This is a genomic window from Halopseudomonas sp. T1L2 (genome assembly GCF_055397385.1).
Window position 1 is genome coordinate 2,282,450 of the sequence record NZ_AP040865.1, and the last position, 18,991, is coordinate 2,301,440.

Here is an 18,991-nt window from a genome sequence, read left to right on the forward strand (position 1 = left end):
CCCTGCTGTCAACGCCAATGCTGTGCCATAATTGCCGCGCCCTTCCACGCAAGAGAGAAGTTCCAGCATGAACGTGAAAGAAATCCGCCATCCTTTGATACGACACAAACTGGGCCTGATGCGCCGCAGTGACATCAGCACCAAGAATTTTCGTGAGCTTGCGCAGGAAGTTGCTGCGCTGCTGACCTACGAAGCAACCCAGGACATGGCGGTCGAGACCCACACCATACAAGGCTGGTGTGGCGATGTGGAAGTGGAAAAACTGAGCGGCAAGAAAGTAACCGTGGTGCCGATTCTGCGCGCCGGTCTCGGTATGCTGGACGGCGTACTCAGCCTGGTGCCCAGCGCCAAGGTCAGCGTCATCGGCCTGGCCCGCAACGAGGAAACCCTCGAAGCCGACACCTATCTGGAAAAACTGGTCGGCGAGCTGAACCAGCGTATGGCGCTGATCATCGACCCGATGCTGGCCACCGGCGGCTCCATGGTGGCTACCATCGACATGCTGAAGAAGGCCGGCGCGCGCGAGATTCGTGCCCTGGTGCTGGTAGCAGCGCCCGAGGGAATCCAGCGTGTCAACGATGCCCATCCCGACGTGCAGATCTACACCGCATCAGTTGATCAGCGTCTGAACGAGCACGGCTACATCATCCCGGGCCTGGGCGATGCCGGCGACAAGATTTTTGGCACCAAGCAGAAGGATATCGTTTGATGGAAGGCGTTCAGACCCACGGCTGGCGCACTGCGCTGGCAGGTTCCCAGATGCTGTTTGTGGCTTTCGGCGCACTGGTACTGATGCCGCTGATTACCGGCATGAACCCCAGCGTTGCCCTGTTTACCGCCGGTATCGGCACCCTGTTGTTCCAGTTCACCACCCGCCGGCAGATTCCAATCTTCCTGGCCTCCAGCTTCGCCTTCATCGCCCCGATCATGTACAGCAACCAGACCTGGGGCCTGCCCGCCACACTCGGCGGTCTGGTCGCCGCCGGCGTGGTCTATATCCTGCTCAGCCTGCTGGTACGCCTGTGGGGCCCAGGCTTCATTCAGCGCCTGCTGCCACCGGTTGTGGTAGGACCGGTGATCATGGTCATTGGTCTCGGTCTGGCCTCGGTCGCCGTCAACATGGCCATGGGCAAGGCCGGAGACGGCAGCGCCCAGCTGGTCGAATACAACACCGCCATTCTGATTGCCGGCGCATCGCTGATCACCACCATCATCGTGGCCGTGTTCGCCAAGGGCATTTTCCGTCTGGTACCCATTCTGGCCGGCGTATTGGTCGGCTATGCCCTGTCCTGGCTGCTGGGCGTCACCGACTTCACCCAGGTTGCCGCAGCGCCCTGGCTGGCGGTGCCGGATTTTGTTACCCCCGAATTCCAGCTGGCGGCGATCCTGTTCATGATCCCTGTGGCAATTGCACCCGCCATCGAACACATCGGCGATGTGCTTGCGATTGGCGGCGTGACTGGCAAGAACTATCTGGAAAAGCCCGGCCTGCAGAACACGCTGCTCGGCGACGGTATTGCTACCTCGGCAGCAGCGTTCTTCGGTGGCCCGCCCAACACCACCTACTCGGAAGTCACCGGCGCAGTCATGCTGACCCGCAACTTCAACCCCAACGTAATGATCTGGGCGGCGGTGTTTGCCATCGTTCTGGCCTTTATCGACAAGTTCGGCGCCGTCCTGCTGGGCATGCCGGTGCCGGTCATGGGCGGGATCCTTTGCCTGCTGTTCGGCTCCATCGCGGTGGTCGGCCTGAACACTCTGGTGCGCCATCAGGTCGACCTGTCCCAGGCCCGCAACCTGTGCATCGTCTCGGTGACACTGGTCTTCGGTATCGGTGGCATGGTGATCGGCAATGACAGCTTCAGCCTGCAAGGCATCAGCCTGTGCGGCGTGGTTGCCATCCTGCTCAACCTGATCCTGCCCAAGGCCGACGAAGAAGCCCCTGCGGCTCACTGATCGACCTCAACGACGCCAGCAGAGCGCATCTGCTGGCGTCCGTTGCCCCGCCTGATTGAGGCTGTACGCAGCGCACACGTCTGCGGCCATGATCCCCTCCGCCTCTGCCACTGCCGTCAGCACAAATGTTTGCGCTTGCCGTTGCACCGCCAACCGGTACACGGCGCGCCCGCGAGCCGGACTCTGCACATGCAGCCCTGCCACCTCCCCCTGATCATAGCGCCCGCCGCTGGCGTAAAGACGCTCGAGCCGCTGCGCATTCTCCATCAGTAACGCGCTCACCTCGACGCGCTGCGCCTTGCGCACGTGATTGAGATAGGACGGATAGGCGAGGCTGGCCAACAGGCCGGCCACAACCAGCGCAATCAGAAGCTCAAGCAGGCTGAAGCCGCGCGGAGCCTTCATTGCAGCTGCCGCCAATGGATGCGGGTCAACTGGCACTGCCCCTGCGCCAGCAGCTCGGTCACACCGGCACTGCCCGCCACCCGATAGTGCTCGCCCTCACACCCGGCCGGCGGCAGCGGCTCTGTGGTATGCCCGCGCGTCATCTGCAGCCCAAGCGGCAGACCGATATCCAGAAACTGGCCGGCGGCAAGCGGGTCGCTGTCATCCACTCGCCGGTCACGATTAGTGTCCAGGGTGGCATGGGGCGGCATGGCACCGTCATCCAGGGTCAGCATCATCAACCAGCCGCCCGCCGTCGAGACACAGGGATCGGGATCCTGCCCTTGCGGTGTCACCGTGGTAAACACCACCCGACCGCCCTGCACCATCGCCGGCGATGTAACCCGCTCCGCCGAGCGTTCTCCCACCGACAGAGGCAGATACCAGCCTGCCTTGAAACGCCAGTCCACGGACTCGCCGGAGGCCTGCCGCATGCCGGACTGCGAACCGCCCAGCAGCCGCTGAGCATGCAAATCGCGGGGGGACAGGGTTTGCCCCAGCTCGGCGGGCTGGCGGCGCACCGCATAAAATGCCTGCTCCTCGGTGCTGCCGGGATCACTTACATCCAGCAGTCGGCCGCTCCCTATCAACAGCAGATCGGCCCGGGCCGCTGCGCTGTAGGACAGGACCGGCGCCGCCGTGAGCGGCTGGCCGGGCTCCGCACGAAACAGGGGGGCGCCCTGATTGCCGATCTGCCAGTCAGTCGGATCATCCGCCGAGAGATCGAACTGCCAGAGCTGGCCATGCAGGTCGCCACCATAAGCGGCAACAGGACGTCCCTGACTGTCACGTTCCAGCATCAGCGCCGACAGACCATTGTCACTGCCAAGGCCGGGACGGGCGGGCAGATCAAGCTGGCGAACCAGCTCGCCGCTCAGCGCATCGATCACCAGCAGTGCGGCCTGGCCGGCAGCGCTGCCATACCCGTTTCCGGTCAACAACAGATCGCGGCCTGCCCGCTCCATGAACAGGGGCGCAGCGTAGACGTGCCCCAACGCGGCCCACTCCGGCTCGCTGGCATCATGCTCCCAAAGCGCCTCAGGGTACGTTTGCCCCGGCGCCTCAGCAAACAGTCGCAACATGATCAGCCCCCGACCACCGGCGCCAAGCCCCGCAGCAGCGAGCGTGTGCCAGTCACCATCATGGCGCAGATCAGCCAGCGCAATGCGTCCGTCAACACCTGCGCGATGGGAGTGTGACGCAGGATAATCCACTGCAGCCCAGGCTCGCAGTGAGGGCAATAACGCGGCCACGAAATAGCTGTAGAGGCGCTCGCCACCAACCCCTACCACGTGCAGGAAGCCGTCGTTGCTGCCCAACAGCAGCAGATCGCCAAGCTGTGCCCGCTCACCTAAATAGTCCGCGTAGCCGCCATCCGCTGAGGTGTTCAAGGGCGCCCCGGCCGGCAGCAGGACCGGCCCGTAGCGTCCGGGATCGCCAAGCAGGTTCTGCCGCTGGCGCAGGCCGGCAACCGGCTCCCCACGCAACCAGTTCAGCATTTGCTGGCCTCCGTCTGCCGACTCGCCAAGCAAATCCGTCGCCATCTCCTCCAGCAGCTGCCGCTGTTCTCTTCCCAGAGCAGCATAGGTTGCCCCATCCAGCGCCAGCACACCCGCCGAGCCGGCCGCCCGCCGCCAGGTCTGAAGTCGGCCGCGCGGAGCGTCGCGGGCGTAGGCCTGCTCAGTGCTCCAGTGGAGCTGCGCTGGCGCTCCGACAGCATCAAGGGTTCGGAGCTGGACCTCACCACCGACACCGTCCGCTGACTGGTAAATTTGCAGCAGCAGCGCCTCATCAACCTCGCTATCGGAAGACGTCAGATCCAGTCTCTGACTCAACAGCAGACGCGGCTCCGACGATTCGCTGATCATCTGGGTCAACGCGACCCCGAGTTCGCCTGTGTCCTCAACCGTCCGATACAACCCACCGCCAGCCAGTGCTGCAGAGCGCAATCTTACGTCGTCGATGGCAAACCCCAGCACATGGGTACGTAGAGACTGACGCGGGTGAAGCGGGTCATCCCAACTCGCACCGGCGGCATCCTGGCCGCCGCTGCGCAGATCCAGATCGCGGGCAAAGGCAGCCACATCATCGAGGTAGAAGGTGCTGCCAGGCTGATGCAGCGGCTCACCATTTGCATCGTTATCGGCATTGCCGTCCCAGTCGGGCAACCCGAAGTGGCCACCCGAAGCAGACAGCAGGCCGGCCGGATCCTGATCCCCCGAGGTAGGGAACTGGCTGTCGTAGGTGGGCAAGCCATCGGTAATCAGCAGCGCAGCGCTTGGCTGGCAGCGCCACTGCAGGGGGCTGCTGTAGGTGGCCTGTGCGGGGTTGTAAAACGAATCCATGCCACGCAGGTAGCGGCTGATTTCGTAATGGGTTTCCGCCAGTGGCGTCCAGGTATAAAGATCGGGATTGGTACCGGTGTCAGGCGCCAGAGCGTCCAGTGCCTGCTCCAGCCGGCGCAGATGCTCCTCACCGGCAATGCCGGGCGAGATACCAGCCACCTCAACCAGCAACCGGCCGCCCGCCGTTTCCCGTGAAGTACCGATACCGCTGGACGAATTGAACGCAAACAGACCAAAGCGCGTGTTGCGCTGCTGATGCAGCAATCGCCACACCGCCTCGCGGGCAACCTGCAAACGGCTCTGCTCACCCATCATGGTCATCGCCATGCTGCTGGAGCTGTCGAGCAGGATAACCACGTTGGCCGGGACCGCCGCTTGCGACCTGTACGCCCGACTCATAGGCTCAAAGCCGGCAGCAGGGGCACTCAGCAACAGGCCGAAAGCAACTCCGGCAACGCTGCTGCTAGCGTAAGGTATAGGCATAGATCGCCTCCAGTTGCCGGCGGCTGCGCCCCAGCCTTGCGTCGACCTGAAGCAGGTAAACACGGCTTTCGCCGCTTACCTCCAGCTGAGCAGGCATGCGGCTGGTACCCACCCACTCAATTCGGTAACGAACATCTACCGCACCGGCAGACTGCCGCCGGCGCCAGCCATCCTCGTCCGAACTCGGCACGGCGGAACACTGCATTCCGTCACAGGGCTGCGCAGGGACCTCAAGTTCACCTGTAGCCAGCTCGCTCTCAAGCTCACGCATGGCGCTTTCCGCCGCCTGAAAGCAGCGCGTCGCCAACATCAGATTGGCCGCCTGTTGCTGCTGAATACGGGCCGAGCTGCTCGCCGCCAACGCACCGATTGTCAGGGCCAGCAGACAGATCAGAGTAATGGGCAGCACACTGCCCGACTGCCGGCTATTCATTGACGAACCCATCCGGCCGATTGCGCAGACGCGTGACCTGGCGAAATACCTGCCCACGCCCAGAGCCCACACTCACACCAGACGCGCCAGGCTCCAGCGCCAGCTCGATACGCACACTGCGCAGACGTGCCTGCTCAGCGCTGCTCAGGGTAGCCTGATAGCCCCCGGATACCCCAACGTTGCCGATATTCTCCGCCAGTGCGAACCCGGGCTCGAAGCGTGCAACGTGCTCGATCAGCGTTTCAAAGTTGCCGACACCATTGACCCGAACCTGAATTCGCCCTCCCTGTTGCCGGTAGTCGATCTGACGCAGCGGCACCAGCCAGTCGCCCGGCAGCACCATCAGGGTATGCTCCTCGCCCAGACTGACCCGCTGCCGGCAGTCGCCCGCCAGCAGCCAGCGTGCGCCATAATCGGCGGCTCGAATCGTTTGTGGTGTCTCAAAGACAGGCTGCACAGGTAAACCGGTAATCAGCGTCAACACTCCCTGCTCAAAACGCACCGGCCGGGCCAGCACCTCCGGCAGTCCTCCCGGTAACGCCTGCTCCAGATCCAGACAGCCGTAACTGCCACTGGCCCGCAGGTCACGGGACAGGCGCCCCAGCACATAGCGTGCGTCCTCCTGCATCCGTGCACTCTGCTGCTGCCACAACCAGGTTTGCCGGCTGCTTGCAAGGTACTGGACCAGCGCCAGCACCAGCGTCAAACCGAGCAGCATCGCGACCATCAGTTCAACCAGACCGAACCCGCGCAAAGATCCCGTCATGCCCCACCGCCCAGCTGCACGGCGAGCACCAGTTCGTCGTCCGTGCTGCCCTCGATGCGCGCCTGTGACCAACTGACACGCACGCTCACGGCCTTGCCATCCACCGTTATCCGCGCGCGTCCCTGCGGCAACTGACAGGTCACGCCACTGGCGAAGTCGACCCGATCCTGTTCCAGCACCGACAGCGGCGGGTCGAATTCCTCTGTGCACTCGCCAGCGATGCTGCCGGCGTAAAGCGCGCGCTGATCGGGATTGGCACGCATGCGCTCCAGCAGATCGGTTACCAGCAGGGCCGCCTGGGCACGATAGGCGCTGTCCTGGGTGTAGCGCAGGGCGTTGAGCTGAAGCGCCGCAGCCCCAAGCACGCCCAGAGCAACCAGCAGCAGGGCAATCAGGACTTCAATGAGAGAGAAGCCGCGCTGGCCGCCGGCCGCGGCAGCGCGAGAGTGGTAAGCCATGACGGCTGAATCCTTGAGCCAAATCCATTTGGCGGATCTGCCGGACTGCAGCTACGCGGCGAACGTCATCCGTTGACGGCCCCATACTAGGGTGATCAGCCCGCGGCAACCTCACCCCTATGGGTGAGCCAGGCCCGCCTGATGTGATCGCGATAACATCCCGTCAGGGATTGACCTGACGTTGTGGCCGACCGGACACAAAGCTGTGCAGGTTGGCTTCCAGCTGCCCGACGATACGTTGACGGGCCTCCCGACTGCCCCAGGCGCTGTGCGGGGTGACGACCAGATTCGGTATGCTGTTATCCAGCAACGGATTTCCGTTTACCGGCGGCTCAACCGTCAGGACATCACAGGCGGCGCCGGCCAGATGGCCATCGCGCAAGGCGGCGGCAAGCGCCTTCTCGTTGACCAGTCCTCCGCGTCCGGTGTTGATCAGCAAGCTGCCGGGCTTCATCAGGGCAAGTTCAGCTTCACCTATCAGATCACGGGTTTGCTCGGTCAGCGGACAATGCAGGCTCAGCACATCGATCTGCGGCAGCAAATCGGTGATTGCAGGACGTCCGCTGCGTTCACGTCCGGGCAGGGAGCCAACCAGTACCTTCATGCCAAAGGCCTCGGCCAAACGAGCGACCGCCTGCCCCAGTTCGCCGTAACCCAGAATGCCCAGCGTTCGCCCTGCCAGTTCGCCAATCGGGTAATCCAGCAAACAAAACTGCTCGCTGCGCTGCCACTCACCGTCACGCACTGCATGACGGTAGGACTCGAACCGGGTGATCAGTACCAGCATCAGCATCAATGTGTGCTGAGCTACCGCCGGCGTGCCGTAAGCTTGGCAATTGCAGACCACGATACCCAGCTCCCGCGCCGCCTGCAGATCGACATTATTGGTGCCGGTTGCGGCGATCAGGATCAGCTTCAGCTGCGGGTTGGCCTGCATCATTGCCCGGTCAATCACCACCTTGTTGGTGATGACGACCTGCCTCCCCGCAAGCCGTTCGGCCGTCTGCTGCGGGCTGGTCCGGGGATAGCTGGTGAAGGAGGCGCAGGCTTGCTCCAGTGCTGTCAGATCAAGATCGCCCAGATCCAGCGTAGCGCGGTCGAGAAAGACTGTAGAGAGTTCGTGTTGCATCTTGACTGTACCTGTCTGCTGGCGCGTTGGACGGGTAAACTCACCGCTCCAAGGAGAACGCCCATGTACCTGAATGAGTTTCTGCTGGTGGCTCTGGTCCACCTGCTGGCGGTGATCAGCCCCGGCCCTGACTTTGCCGTCGTCATCCGCAACAGCGTAAGCGCAGGCCACCGCATTGGTCTGTATACGGCAATAGGCATTGGTCTGGGCATCTTTGTGCACGTAGCCTATTCGCTGCTGGGCATTGGCCTGATTGTGTCGCAGTCGGTGTGGCTGTTCAATCTGATGAAGCTGCTGGCGGCGGCGTACCTGCTCTATATCGGCTTTCGCGCCCTGCAGGCCCAGCCTGCTTCAGCGGATAGCGCATTGTCCGAGACCAGCCGTTTATCGGCACGACAGGCATTCGTACAGGGTTTCATTACCAACGGCTTGAACCCCAAGGCCACCCTGTTCTTCCTGTCACTGTTCACGGCAGTCATCAGCCATGACACGCCGTTGCTGGTGCAGGCCGGCTACGGGGTTTATCTGGCGTTCGCGACCGGAGCCTGGTTCTGTCTGGTCGCCATGCTGTTCAGTCGGGAGGTCGTACGCCGTACCTTCAATCGGTTGGGCCACTGGTTCGACCGGCTGATGGGAGGTGTGCTGATCGGGCTTGGACTGCATCTGGCCCTGTCACAGTGGCTGAAGCGCGACTAGCGCGCCTCGCCACTGCCAGACTGGGCTGGGGCCACCGCCAGCTCAGGCCAGCGCAGGCGTCTCGCGCGCCCAAGCGGCCAGCACGTCGATCCACTGCGGCTGATCGTTCAGACAGGGAATCAGTACCAGCTCCTCGCCACCCGCTGCAATAAATTGCTCGCGGGCACGATCACCGATCTCCTCCAGAGTTTCGATGCAGTCGGCAACAAAGGCCGGGCAGGCCACCAGCAGGCGCTTGACGCCCTGTGCGGCCAACTCGTCGATACGCGCTTCAGTGTAGGGCTCAATCCACTTGTCACGGCCCAGTCTGGACTGGAAAGCCTGTGACCACTGCGCCGATTCCAGCCCCAAGGCAGCCGCCAGTTCCCGACTGACATGGCTGCAGTGGGCCCGATAGCAGGTTGCCGTGGCTGCAGACGCCCGTTCGCAGCAATCGCCGCTGGCCAGACAATGGGAGCCAGTCGGATCAGCCTTGCGCAGGTGCCGCTCCGGCAGTCCATGATAGCTGAGCAACAGATGGTCAAATCCCTCTGCCAGATAAGGCTGCACCGACTGCGCCAGCGCGGCGATATACTCCGGCCGGTTATAGAACGCCGGTACCACATTGAGCTTGAGGTCCAGACCGTGTTTGGCGATCACCCGCTTGGCCTCTTCAACCGAGGTGGTGATGGTGCTGTCGGCATGTTGCGGATACTGCGGCATGAACAGCACCTCGCGCACGCCTGGCCGCTGTGCCAGCGCCAGCAGCCCCTGCTCAATCGAGGGCTCACCATAGCGCATCGCCAGTTCGACCGGCATGTCGAGCCGCTGCTGCAGAGCCTGCTGTACCCGACGGCTGATGACCACCAGCGGTGAACCCTCATCCCACCAGATGGAGGCATAGGCATGCGCAGATGCCTTGGGCCGGGTAGCCAGAATCAGGCTGACCAACAGGCGCCGCAGCGGCCAGGGCAGGTCAACGACATAGGGATCCATCAGAAACTGGTTCAGATAACGCTTCACATCGGCGACCTGCGTGCTGCTCGGCGAGCCCAGGTTAACCAGCAGTACCCCACGATCAGACATCAATTCACTCCAGCAGACAAAAACAAAAAAGGGACACTCCGCTCACTGCAGGACATCCGCCAGAGCGGTCTCCAGATGACGGAACCTGAAACAGAACCCGGCTTCCTGCGCCCGCGCCGGCACCACGCGCTGACCAGTCAGCAACAGCCGCGACATTTCCCCCAGCACCAGCTTCAGAGCCACTCCCGGCACGGGCAGAATCGTCGGCCGCCCGAGCACCTTACCCAGCGTTTTGGTGAACTCCAGGTTACTCACCGGGTTGGGCGCAGTGCCGTTATAAACGCCGCGGCAGTCCGGCGATTCCATCAGCCACTGCAGCATCGCCTCGATATCCTGATGGTGAATCCAGGACATGTACTGCTCCCCCGAACCAAGCCGACCACCCAGTCCCAGGCTGAAAGGCAAGCGCATGCGCTGCAAAAACCCGCCATCCGGTGCAACGACAAGACCAATGCGCAGCACACACACACGAATACCGTATGAGCCCGCGCGCTTGGCAGCCTGCTCCCAGGCATCACACAACGTGTGGGTATATTCTACCTGCGGCGCACTGGCTTCCGTCAGCAATTGATCTGCGCCATCGCCATACCAGCCAATGGCCGATGCACTGACCAGCACCTGCGGCCGCTGGCTCCGCGCGCCCAGCCAGCGCACCAGCTCCTCAGTCAGAGACACCCGGCTTTCCCAGAGCAAGGCCTTGCGCGCCTGGGTCCAGGGCCGGTCGGCAACGGGTGCACCGGCCAGATTGATCACCGCATCCAGCGCCTCCTGGTCCAGCTGATCCAGGCTCGCGATGCCACGCACTGCCTCGCCACACAGGGCCGGGACCTGGGCCGGACGCCGGCTCCACACCACCAGTTCGTGTCCAGCCTCAAGCAACTGGCGGCACAACCGGCGACCGATCAGCCCTGTCGCTCCAGTCAGCAATACCTTCATCTTCGACCTCCCCGCCGCACCCGGCTCAGTTGGTACCCCGGCACGGACATCCGCACGGCAGGGCTACTCTCGACGAAAACAGCATGACACACGCTATCCTCGAACGGCCCACAATGCTATACAAATGAAAAAACTTGTATAGCCTTTTGCACAAGTTTGCCTATCATCGACCACAAAACCCAAATCAGGATCCAGTATGTCCCTACCTACCAGCGTAGCCATAATCGGCGCCGGCATGGCCGGTATCAGTGCCGCCCGTGTACTCGACGAAGCCGGCATCGCCGTTGAGCTGTTCGACAAAAGCCGCGGTACCGGCGGCCGCATGACCAGCAAGCGAACCGATCATGGCGAGTTCGACATCGGCACCCAGTATTTCACCGCACGCCACCATGCATTCCGCGCCGAGGTTGAGTCCTGGTACGAACAGGGATGGGTAGCACGCTGGCAGCCCCGCCTGTGTCGCATCGATGAACACGGCATCCACCCCTCCGACGACGAGCAGGACCGCTACGTTGGCAGCCCGCGGATGACCGCCCTCAGCCGCGGGTTGCTGGGCAACCTGACGCTGCGCGGGTCGGTGCGCATTACCAGGCTTGAGCAGCACGATCAGGGCTGGATACTGGTTGACAGCGAAGAGGGCCAATATGGGCCGTTCGACCGGGTCATAGTCGCAACCCCGGCACCGCAGGCCGCGCCGCTGCTGGCCGCCGCACCGCAGTTGGCCCGCGCCGCCGAACAGATGGCCATGGAACCGGGCTGGGCAGTCTCAGTCGGCTTCGCCCAACCGCTGGACACCGATGTGGATGCCGCCTTTGTGCGCACCGGCCCGCTCGACTGGATTTGTGCCAACCACAGTAAGCCCGGACGCGCCGAAAACTGTAACTGGGTATTGCAGTCCACGCCGCAATGGGCGCAGCAGCATCTCGATACGCCTCCGGCCGAAGTTGCCGGCCTGTTGCTGCACGCACTGGGCGAAGCTTTGCAGACGCCGTTGCCCCCAGCGCAACTGCTGCAGGCCCACCGCTGGCTATACGCGCGACCCGCCGAGGATTGCGACTGGGGCGCGCTGGCGGCGCCCGATCTCGGGCTTTACGCCTGCGGCGACTGGTGTCTGGCAGGACGGTTGGAGGGTGCGTGGCTCAGCGGTCGCCATGCGGCTCAAGCGGTATTCGGCCACCACTGATCAGTGGCAGACCGTTCGTCAGCAGAATCCACTGACGGACGGTCAATAAACTTGTACAAAAATACTTAAATCGAGCTTATCCTTGTACAAACAGAAAATTGTTGTACAGGAGAGCAGCCATGCAACCCAGATCCAGTGCACGCATTCCAGTCGGTATCAGCCAGTGCCTGATTGGCGATCCCGTCCGCTTCAACGCCGGCCACAAGCATTCACGCCTGTGCACTGATCAACTGGGCGCCCTCTTCGATCTGCGACCGGTTTGCCCGGAAGTGGCCATCGGTCTGGGCACACCGCGCAAGCCTATCAGGCTGGTCGGCGACCCGACCGCTCCCCGTGCTGTTGGCACGGTGAACCGTGACATGGATGTGACCGAGGCACTGCAACACTACGCCGACGAAGTTCACGCGGGCAGCAATGACCTGTGCGGCTTTATCGTCATGCAGAAATCCCCCAGCTGCGGCATGGAGCGGGTCAAGGTCTATGAAGAAAACGGCCACCCCGCATCAGCGACCGGCCAGGGCGTTTTCACCGCTCACCTCATGCAGCACAACCCGCTGCTCCCGGTGGAAGAGGAAGGCCGCCTCCACGACCCGGTACTGCGCGAGAACTTCGTCAACCGCGTAATCGTCTACGCTGACTGGCAACAGTTGCTTCGCGACGGCCTTAGCGCCAGCAACCTGCTGGCTTTTCACGCCAAACACAAATACCTGCTGATGGCCCACCAGGCACCCGGCTACAAGCGCATGGGTCAACTGCTGGCCAATCCGGGGAAGGGCGAGCAATTGGAACAGACTGCAACAGCGTACTTCAGCGAATTGATGACGGCGCTGCGTCGCCCGGCCAGTCGTCGCGGCCACAGCAACGTGCTGCAGCACGTTGCCGGCCACTTCAAGCGGGTGCTCAACCCGCCGGAAAAAGCCGAGCTGCAGCAACTGATTGTGCGTTATCGCAACGGCGTGGTGCCGCTGGTAGTGCCCATGACCCTGCTGCAACACCATTTGCTGCGTCACCCGGACCCCTATCTGCTGCAACAGGCCTATCTGCAGCCGCACCCACCTGAGCTGAGCCTGCGTAACGCCATTTAGTAAAACCAGTAAAGCGGGGCGGAGGTCCCGCCCGCCCGACGGGAGAGTGATTTGAGCAACAACCTGCAACTGTGCTGGCTCCGCGCCGACTTGCGCATTACCGACAACCAGGCGCTCTGGCATGCCAGTCAGAGCGGACCGGCAGTGGCGGTTTTTATCGTCACCGCCAACGACTGGCGAGCCCACGATGATGCACCCGTCAAGATCGACTTCTGGCGCCGCAACCTGCAGGCGCTGACCGATGAGCTGTCACAACGGCACATACCACTGCAGATTCTGCATGCCGACGCCTGGAGCGACTGCCCGACACTGCTGCTGGAGCTGGCCCGCAAGACCGGTGCCGGCGCCCTGCACTTCAATGATGAGTACGGTATTCACGAACAGCGGCGTGACGACGCCGTCAGCGAGGCCTTTGCCGCTGCCGGCCTGACCTGTCAGCGCTATACCGACCAACTGCTGTTCGCGCCGGGCAGTCTGACCACTCAAAGTGGCGGCATGTACAAGGTCTACAGCCAGTTCCGTCGTCAGGCCTACACCCGACTGCACCAGCAACTGCCCAGCCTGCTGCCGGCACCCGCCAAGCAAGCGCAGCTGGCGTTGCAGGCTTCGTCTGTTCCCGAACAATTCGGCGACTTTGCCCCTGCCGAACCCGCACTGCAGCAACGCTGGCCGGCTGGCGAGCGGGCTGCAGCAGAGCGCCTGCAGCTGTTCTGCAATCAGCTCATCGACGACTACGCAGAAGATCGCAACCGTCCCGATCTGGACGCCACCAGCCGGTTGTCGCCCTATCTGGTCGCTGGCGTACTGTCGCCCCGTCAGTGCCTGCACGCTGCGCTGCAGGCCAACGGAGGCGAGTTCGACACAGGCAGCAGTGGTGCCGTGAGCTGGATCAACGAACTGCTCTGGCGTGAGTTCTACAAACACATTCTGGTGTGCTATCCGCACGTTTCGCGCCACCGCGCGTTCAAGCCGGAGACCGAAAACGTCGCCTGGCGCGACGATCCGCACGGCCTGGCCGCTTGGAAAGAAGGCCGAACCGGTATTCCGCTGGTCGATGCGGCCATGCGCCAGTTGCTTGCCACCGGCTGGATGCACAACCGACTGCGCATGGTCAGCGCCATGTTCCTGACCAAGAATCTGCTGATCGACTGGCGCGAAGGCGAGCGCTGGTTCATGCAGCACCTGATCGACGGCGACCTCGCCGCCAACAACGGCGGCTGGCAGTGGAGCGCATCGACCGGCACCGACGCGGCCCCCTACTTCAGGGTGTTCAATCCGGTCAGCCAGTCCGAGAAGTTCGATCCCGATGGCAGCTTCATCCGTGAATGGGTCCCGGAGCTGGCGCACCTGCCAGCCAGCCAGATCCACCTGCCACCCGCCGCTGACCTGTTTTCCGCCACTGCCTATCCGCGTCCGATTGTGGACCTGCGCAGCAGCCGCCAGCGCGCAATCGACGCCTTCCGCAATGCAGGAGAGATGGCATGATTGACCGCAGTCTGATCGCCAGTTTTGCCCAACGGTTTGCCGCCATCGACCGCGACAACCTGCATATTCTGGAGCAGATTTATCACTCGGACGTCCACTTCAGCGACCCGATCCACGACGTCTTCGGGCTCGCCGCCTTGCAAGGCTACTGCGCCAATCTCTATGAAAACGTCAGCGCCCTGCACTTCGATTTCACCCAGCTGAGCCCGATCGACGACGAGCAGGCGCTGCTGTGCTGGACCATGACCTATCGCCACCCCAGGCTGGCCGGCGGCCGTCCCATCCAGGTGCCCGGCGTCAGTCAGGTCTGGTTTCGCGAGGGCAAGGCCTACCGACATATCGACCACTACGATGCCGGCACCCTGCTGTACGAGCATGTGCCGGTACTTGGCACACTGATCCGCTGGCTGAAGAGGCGAATGACATGAACCTGCAACGCAGAATCTGGCTCACCGGCGCGTCCAGCGGTATCGGCCTGGCATTGGCGGAACTGCTGGCCGCCGAGGGTCACCGTCTGGCCTTGACCGCACGCCGACGTGAACCCTTGCTCGAACTGGCAACCCGTTACCCGGGACAAATACTGGTCATCACGGCCGACCTGACCGACCGCGATGCGATTGGAGAGATCGCAGAACAGATCGACGCGGCCTGGGGCGCTCTGGACTGGGCCATTCTCAATGCGGGGGCCTGTGAATACATGGAGCTGCCCGCGTTTTCCGCCAGCCTGGTCGAGCGGGTCATGCAGGTTAACGTGCTGGCGACCGCCAACTGCATCGAAGCCGCCCTGCCCCTGCTGCGCCGTGGAACCCAGCCACGTCTGGTTGCGGTTGGCAGCAGCGTCACCTATCTGCCGCTGCCACGCGCCGAAGCCTATGGTGCGTCCAAGGCTGCTCTGCGCTACCTGATGCAATCGCTGGAACTCGATCTGGTCGACGAAGGGATCGCCACCACCCTGGTCAGCCCCGGATTCGTCGAGACGCCCATGACAGCCAACAACGATTTCCCGATGCCCATGCAACTGACTAGCGCCCAGGCCGCCCAGCGCATCCTGATCGGGCTGGAACGGGGCAAACGCGAAATCCGCTTCCCCGGTCCTTTTATTGCCATTCTTCGCCTGATGGCAGCGCTGCCAGGCTGGCTGCGCGTTGCGCTGACCAAACGCAAGACCGGAGCAGCTTCACAACGTCAGGAGACCAACTAATGCGCATTGCAATTGTCGGCAGCGGTATTGCCGGCCTGGTATCGGCCTATTTGCTGTCCCGACGTCACGAAGTCACGGTGTTTGAGGCCAGCGACTGGGTCGGCGGCCATACCCACACCGTCGATGTCGAAATCGACCAGCAGCGTCACGCCATCGATACCGGATTCATCGTCTTCAACGACTGGACCTATCCCAACTTCATCCGCCTGCTTGAGCAGCTTGGTGTTGAGTCCCAGCCGACGGAAATGAGCTTCTCCGTCTGCGATCCGCGCAGCGGCCTGGAATACAACGGCAACAATCTCAACACCCTGTTCGCCCAGCGCAGCAACCTGCTGTCACCCGGTTTTCTGCGCATGCTGATGGATATCCTGCGCTTCAACCGTGAAGCCATCGCGGACCTCGAGGCAGGCGGCCTGCATGGCCAGATGACGCTCGGCGACTACCTGCAGCAGCAGCGCTACAGCCAACGCTTCATTGACCATTACATCGTGCCCATGGGCTCGGCGATCTGGTCGATGTCGCTGAAGGAGATGCTGAATTTCCCACTCGCCTTCTTCATCCGTTTCTTTCACAACCACGGCCTGCTGTCGGTGAATGATCGCCCGCAATGGCGGGTTATCAAGGGCGGCTCACGCAGCTACATCCCGGCTCTGAGCAAGCCCTTTGCCGACAACATTCGGCTTGATTGCCCGGTGCAGCGCATTCGCCGTGACGAGACCGGCGTTACCGTGCTCAGCCGCCAGGGAGAGGAGCGCTTCGACCGGATTGTACTGGCCTGCCACAGCGATCAGGCCCTGAAGTTGCTGGAGCAACCCAGCCCCGAGGAACAGGCGATTCTCGGCGACATTCGCTATGCCGACAACGACGTCGTGCTGCACACCGACACCCGCCTGCTGCCCAGCCGCAGGCTGGCCTGGGCCAGCTGGAACTATCGACTTGGCGGCGACCCGGAGCAACCTGCAGCGCTGACCTACAATATGAATATCCTGCAGGGTCTTGATGCCTCGCGCACCTTCTGCGTCAGCCTTAACCAGACCGATCAGATTGACCCTGCACAGATACTCGGCCGCTTTACCTACGCGCACCCGCAGTTCAGCGTGGCCGCCAGCGCGGCGCAACAGCAGTGGCAGACGCTGCTGGGCAAGCAGCACACATTCTTCTGTGGCGCCTGGTGGGCCAACGGTTTTCACGAGGATGGCGTCGTCAGCGCACTGCGCGTGGCGTCGCACTTTGGCGAGGTACTCTGATGGCACTGCAAAGTGCTCTGTACAGCGGGTTGCTCCAGCATCGACGGCATCAGCCGCGCGCGCATCAATTCCGTTATCGCAGCAGCCTGCTGTTGCTTGATCTCGACGAGCAGCAGCAGGTATTCGGCCTCAGCCAGCTCTGGTCGGGCCGCTGGTGGTCACCCATGCGTTTTCGTGAAGGCGACTACCTGCGCGCCGAACGCCAGCCGGGAGAATCCCTGAAAGCCTGTGCCCAGCGTCTGATCAGGGATCACCTGCAACTGGAGCTCAACGGTGCCGTGCAACTGCTGACCCAGGTTCGCAGCTTCGGCATGCTGTTCAATCCCGCCTCGTTCTTCTATTGCTACGACCAACAGGGCGCACTGCGCGCCATCATCTGCGAGGTGACCAACACGCCCTGGGGCGAGCACTTCTGTTACGTCATGGAAGCCGACCCGAGCCAACAGCAGCAGCAATTTACCCTGCACAAGCGCTTCCACGTCTCGCCGTTCCTGCCGCTACAGGCCGACTATCACATGCGTTTCAACCGGCCCGGTGAGCGTGTCCAGGTGCAAATTGCCCATCAGCAGGGCGATCAGCGCCTGTTCGACGCCACCCTCAGCCTGCAGCGCAAGCCGCTCAGCGCTGCCCTGCTGCGCCGCGAGGCCCTTTCATTCCCCTTTATGGTGCTGCGTACGTTGACCGGCATCTACTGGCAGGCGTTGCGCCTGCTGATCAAACGTATTCCGCTGTTTGACCATTCGCCCACCAGCCAATCGGTCGCAGCGCACCCATTGCGCCCCGTCAAGGAGTCCCGACATGAAACCGAGCAGATCTGAACTTACCTGCAACAGCGACTACCGCGAGCGCAGCGGCTGGCTGCAACGCCTCTGCCGTCAGGCAGTGCTGCGCCAGCTACAGGCCATCAAGCGCGGCACATTGCGTCTGCAGACCGATGATGAGGAGCTCAGCTTTGGCCAACCTGACCGTGACGGGCTGCACGCAGAAATTCGCCTGCATGACCCGGCCGCCTGGACCCAAATCGCCTGCAACGGCAGCGTAGGTGCCGGTGAAGCCTACTTCAACGGCTACTGGAGCAGCCCGGATCTGACCGCCGTGACCCGTCTGTTTGTCCGCAACCTGGACGTCCTAGATGCCATGGAGACCGGGCTGGCCCGGCTTGGACAACCTGCCCTGAAGTGGCTGCACCGTCTTAACCGCAACAGCCTCAAAGGATCACGCCGCAACATCAGCGCCCACTACGATCTGGGCAACGAGCTGTTCTCGCGCCTGCTGGACGACAGCATGATGTACTCGGCGGCAATCTTCCCGCCGGACAGCGACGATCTGCACCACGCCCAACTCAACAAGCTGGATCGGATCTGCCGCAAGCTGGAGCTGAGCCCAGACGATCACCTGCTGGAAATCGGCACTGGCTGGGGCAGCATGGCAATCTACGCCGCCCAGCACTATGGCTGCCGGGTAACGACCACCACGCTGTCGCAGGAGCAGTTCAACCATACCGAGCAGCGTATCCGCGATGCCGGCCTGCAGGACCGCATTACCCTGCTGCTCAAGGACTATCGCGAGCTGGAGGGTCAGTACGACAAACTCGTTTCGATCGAAATGATCGAGGCGGTCGGTCACGAATACTTTGCCACCTACTTCAAGGCCTGCGCAGCGTTGCTCAAACCCGACGGGCTGATGCTGCTGCAAGCCATCACCATGCGCGACCAGCGCTACGAGCAGGCACGTCGCAGCGTCGACTTTATCCAGCGTTATATCTTCCCGGGCGGTTCGCTGCCGTCGGTGAGCCTGATCGGGGAACTGACCCGCCGCCACACCGACCTGGCGATGCTGCATCTGGAGGACATCGGCCTGCACTATGCCCGTACCCTGCGCCACTGGCACCATAACCTGCAGCGCTACCGTGGAGAGCTGGCGCAACTCGGGTATGAGGACGTCTTTTTCCGGCTCTGGGAGTTCTACCTCTGCTACTGCGAGGGTGGCTTCCGCGAGCGCGGTATCGGCACAGCGCAGATTCTGCTCGCCAAGCCCGACGCCCGCCCCGCCGAGAGCACCTGCGTCATAGGAGCCTGA

The 18,991-nt window shown here is 62.7% G+C and carries 19 protein-coding genes; 11 read left to right on the forward strand and 8 right to left on the reverse strand.

What is annotated here, in order from left to right:
* Positions 1–67: 67 nt before the first annotated feature.
* Together upp and ACZ5WQ_RS10735 are read left to right on the forward strand one after the other, a co-directional pair.
* The gene (gene upp / locus ACZ5WQ_RS10730; protein WP_088273170.1) at positions 68–709 is read left to right on the forward strand and encodes a uracil phosphoribosyltransferase; all 642 of its coding nucleotides are present in this window, start codon (positions 68–70) and stop codon (positions 707–709) included.
* Entirely contained in the window at positions 709–1,956 is a 1,248-nt protein-coding gene (locus tag ACZ5WQ_RS10735) for a uracil-xanthine permease family protein (RefSeq protein WP_228246642.1), read from the forward strand. The genes upp and ACZ5WQ_RS10735 overlap by 1 nt, the downstream gene beginning before the upstream one ends.
* Positions 1,957–1,962: 6 nt before the next feature.
* On the opposite strand, the gene ACZ5WQ_RS10740 is transcribed toward ACZ5WQ_RS10735, so the two are convergent.
* The 6 genes from ACZ5WQ_RS10740 to ACZ5WQ_RS10765 all read right to left on the reverse strand — a co-directional run bounded on the left by ACZ5WQ_RS10740 (position 1,963) and on the right by ACZ5WQ_RS10765 (position 8,014).
* On the reverse strand, positions 1,963–2,361 hold the full coding sequence (locus ACZ5WQ_RS10740; protein WP_269688615.1) for a type IV pilin protein: 399 nt from the start codon (positions 2,359–2,361) through the stop codon (positions 1,963–1,965).
* Positions 2,358–5,228 carry a pilus assembly protein gene (locus ACZ5WQ_RS10745; protein WP_269688614.1) on the reverse strand — a complete coding sequence of 957 codons (2,871 nt, stop codon included), beginning with the start codon at positions 5,226–5,228 and terminating at the stop codon, positions 2,358–2,360. Before ACZ5WQ_RS10745 ends, ACZ5WQ_RS10740 begins: the two co-directional genes overlap by 4 nt.
* Positions 5,209–5,661, reverse strand: coding sequence for a pilus assembly PilX family protein (locus tag ACZ5WQ_RS10750; protein ID WP_269688613.1), 453 nt, complete (start codon positions 5,659–5,661; stop codon positions 5,209–5,211). The genes ACZ5WQ_RS10745 and ACZ5WQ_RS10750 overlap by 20 nt, the downstream gene beginning before the upstream one ends.
* A complete protein-coding gene (locus tag ACZ5WQ_RS10755) occupies positions 5,654–6,427 on the reverse strand; it encodes a PilW family protein (protein WP_269688612.1) in 774 nt (257 codons plus the stop codon). The genes ACZ5WQ_RS10750 and ACZ5WQ_RS10755 overlap by 8 nt, the downstream gene beginning before the upstream one ends.
* Positions 6,424–6,885 carry a type IV pilus modification protein PilV gene (gene pilV / locus ACZ5WQ_RS10760; RefSeq protein ID WP_269688611.1) on the reverse strand — a complete coding sequence of 154 codons (462 nt, stop codon included), beginning with the start codon at positions 6,883–6,885 and terminating at the stop codon, positions 6,424–6,426. The genes ACZ5WQ_RS10755 and pilV overlap by 4 nt, the downstream gene beginning before the upstream one ends.
* Positions 6,886–7,048: 163 nt before the next feature.
* Complete coding sequence (locus ACZ5WQ_RS10765; protein WP_269688610.1) at positions 7,049–8,014, reverse strand: 2-hydroxyacid dehydrogenase; 966 nt, start codon at positions 8,012–8,014, stop codon at positions 7,049–7,051.
* Positions 8,015–8,077: 63 nt separating this feature from the next.
* Between ACZ5WQ_RS10765 and ACZ5WQ_RS10770 the strand changes: the two genes are divergently transcribed.
* On the forward strand, positions 8,078–8,710 hold the full coding sequence (locus ACZ5WQ_RS10770; RefSeq protein WP_269688609.1) for a LysE family translocator: 633 nt from the start codon (positions 8,078–8,080) through the stop codon (positions 8,708–8,710).
* Between the two features lie 42 nt (positions 8,711–8,752).
* On the opposite strand, the gene hemH is transcribed toward ACZ5WQ_RS10770, so the two are convergent.
* Together hemH and ACZ5WQ_RS10780 are read right to left on the reverse strand one after the other, a co-directional pair.
* The gene (hemH, locus tag ACZ5WQ_RS10775) at positions 8,753–9,775 is read right to left on the reverse strand and encodes a ferrochelatase (RefSeq protein ID WP_228246634.1); all 1,023 of its coding nucleotides are present in this window, start codon (positions 9,773–9,775) and stop codon (positions 8,753–8,755) included.
* Between the two features lie 42 nt (positions 9,776–9,817).
* A complete protein-coding gene (locus tag ACZ5WQ_RS10780; RefSeq protein ID WP_088273161.1) occupies positions 9,818–10,711 on the reverse strand; it encodes a TIGR01777 family oxidoreductase in 894 nt (297 codons plus the stop codon).
* Positions 10,712–10,907: 196 nt separating this feature from the next.
* Between ACZ5WQ_RS10780 and ACZ5WQ_RS10785 the strand changes: the two genes are divergently transcribed.
* The 8 genes from ACZ5WQ_RS10785 to ACZ5WQ_RS10820 all read left to right on the forward strand — a co-directional run bounded on the left by ACZ5WQ_RS10785 (position 10,908) and on the right by ACZ5WQ_RS10820 (position 18,991).
* Positions 10,908–11,894 (forward strand): NAD(P)/FAD-dependent oxidoreductase, encoded by a 987-nt coding sequence (locus ACZ5WQ_RS10785; RefSeq protein WP_464382304.1) that lies wholly within the window; start codon positions 10,908–10,910, stop codon positions 11,892–11,894.
* A gap of 119 nt (positions 11,895–12,013) precedes the next feature.
* Positions 12,014–12,979, forward strand: a complete 966-nt coding sequence (locus ACZ5WQ_RS10790) for a YbgA family protein (protein ID WP_464382305.1) — start codon at positions 12,014–12,016, stop codon at positions 12,977–12,979.
* Positions 12,980–13,042: 63 nt separating this feature from the next.
* Entirely contained in the window at positions 13,043–14,464 is a 1,422-nt protein-coding gene (phrB, locus tag ACZ5WQ_RS10795) for a deoxyribodipyrimidine photo-lyase (protein WP_269688683.1), read from the forward strand.
* Positions 14,461–14,892, forward strand: a complete 432-nt coding sequence (locus ACZ5WQ_RS10800) for a nuclear transport factor 2 family protein (protein ID WP_335598906.1) — start codon at positions 14,461–14,463, stop codon at positions 14,890–14,892. The genes phrB and ACZ5WQ_RS10800 overlap by 4 nt, the downstream gene beginning before the upstream one ends.
* On the forward strand, positions 14,889–15,665 hold the full coding sequence (locus tag ACZ5WQ_RS10805; RefSeq protein WP_464382306.1) for an SDR family NAD(P)-dependent oxidoreductase: 777 nt from the start codon (positions 14,889–14,891) through the stop codon (positions 15,663–15,665). The genes ACZ5WQ_RS10800 and ACZ5WQ_RS10805 overlap by 4 nt, the downstream gene beginning before the upstream one ends.
* Positions 15,665–16,912 (forward strand): NAD(P)/FAD-dependent oxidoreductase, encoded by a 1,248-nt coding sequence (locus tag ACZ5WQ_RS10810; RefSeq protein ID WP_464382307.1) that lies wholly within the window; start codon positions 15,665–15,667, stop codon positions 16,910–16,912. The genes ACZ5WQ_RS10805 and ACZ5WQ_RS10810 overlap by 1 nt, the downstream gene beginning before the upstream one ends.
* The gene (locus ACZ5WQ_RS10815; protein ID WP_464382308.1) at positions 16,912–17,730 is read left to right on the forward strand and encodes a DUF1365 domain-containing protein; all 819 of its coding nucleotides are present in this window, start codon (positions 16,912–16,914) and stop codon (positions 17,728–17,730) included. The genes ACZ5WQ_RS10810 and ACZ5WQ_RS10815 overlap by 1 nt, the downstream gene beginning before the upstream one ends.
* Positions 17,711–18,991: a class I SAM-dependent methyltransferase gene (locus ACZ5WQ_RS10820; RefSeq protein WP_464382309.1), complete on the forward strand. Its 1,281-nt coding sequence runs from the start codon at positions 17,711–17,713 to the stop codon at positions 18,989–18,991. The genes ACZ5WQ_RS10815 and ACZ5WQ_RS10820 overlap by 20 nt, the downstream gene beginning before the upstream one ends.

What these genes read in the sequence shown, in the direction of transcription:
- ACZ5WQ_RS10740 (WP_269688615.1), bottom strand. Translation starts at nt 2,361, where the DNA reads ATGAAGGCTCCGCGCGGCTTCAGCCTGCTTGAGCTTCTGATTGCGCTG.
- ACZ5WQ_RS10785 (WP_464382304.1), top strand. Translation starts at nt 10,908, where the DNA reads ATGTCCCTACCTACCAGCGTAGCCATAATCGGCGCCGGCATGGCCGGT.
- ACZ5WQ_RS10755 (WP_269688612.1), bottom strand. Translation starts at nt 6,427, where the DNA reads ATGACGGGATCTTTGCGCGGGTTCGGTCTGGTTGAACTGATGGTCGCG.
- ACZ5WQ_RS10750 (WP_269688613.1), bottom strand. Translation starts at nt 5,661, where the DNA reads ATGAATAGCCGGCAGTCGGGCAGTGTGCTGCCCATTACTCTGATCTGT.
- ACZ5WQ_RS10820 (WP_464382309.1), top strand. Translation starts at nt 17,711, where the DNA reads ATGAAACCGAGCAGATCTGAACTTACCTGCAACAGCGACTACCGCGAG.
- ACZ5WQ_RS10805 (WP_464382306.1), top strand. Translation starts at nt 14,889, where the DNA reads ATGAACCTGCAACGCAGAATCTGGCTCACCGGCGCGTCCAGCGGTATC.
- ACZ5WQ_RS10810 (WP_464382307.1), top strand. Translation starts at nt 15,665, where the DNA reads ATGCGCATTGCAATTGTCGGCAGCGGTATTGCCGGCCTGGTATCGGCC.
- ACZ5WQ_RS10735 (WP_228246642.1), top strand. Translation starts at nt 709, where the DNA reads ATGGAAGGCGTTCAGACCCACGGCTGGCGCACTGCGCTGGCAGGTTCC.
- ACZ5WQ_RS10765 (WP_269688610.1), bottom strand. Translation starts at nt 8,014, where the DNA reads ATGCAACACGAACTCTCTACAGTCTTTCTCGACCGCGCTACGCTGGAT.
- ACZ5WQ_RS10780 (WP_088273161.1), bottom strand. Translation starts at nt 10,711, where the DNA reads ATGAAGGTATTGCTGACTGGAGCGACAGGGCTGATCGGTCGCCGGTTG.
- pilV (WP_269688611.1), bottom strand. Translation starts at nt 6,885, where the DNA reads ATGGCTTACCACTCTCGCGCTGCCGCGGCCGGCGGCCAGCGCGGCTTC.
- upp (WP_088273170.1), top strand. Translation starts at nt 68, where the DNA reads ATGAACGTGAAAGAAATCCGCCATCCTTTGATACGACACAAACTGGGC.
- ACZ5WQ_RS10800 (WP_335598906.1), top strand. Translation starts at nt 14,461, where the DNA reads ATGATTGACCGCAGTCTGATCGCCAGTTTTGCCCAACGGTTTGCCGCC.
- hemH (WP_228246634.1), bottom strand. Translation starts at nt 9,775, where the DNA reads ATGTCTGATCGTGGGGTACTGCTGGTTAACCTGGGCTCGCCGAGCAGC.
- ACZ5WQ_RS10790 (WP_464382305.1), top strand. Translation starts at nt 12,014, where the DNA reads ATGCAACCCAGATCCAGTGCACGCATTCCAGTCGGTATCAGCCAGTGC.
- ACZ5WQ_RS10770 (WP_269688609.1), top strand. Translation starts at nt 8,078, where the DNA reads ATGTACCTGAATGAGTTTCTGCTGGTGGCTCTGGTCCACCTGCTGGCG.
- ACZ5WQ_RS10745 (WP_269688614.1), bottom strand. Translation starts at nt 5,228, where the DNA reads ATGCCTATACCTTACGCTAGCAGCAGCGTTGCCGGAGTTGCTTTCGGC.
- ACZ5WQ_RS10815 (WP_464382308.1), top strand. Translation starts at nt 16,912, where the DNA reads ATGGCACTGCAAAGTGCTCTGTACAGCGGGTTGCTCCAGCATCGACGG.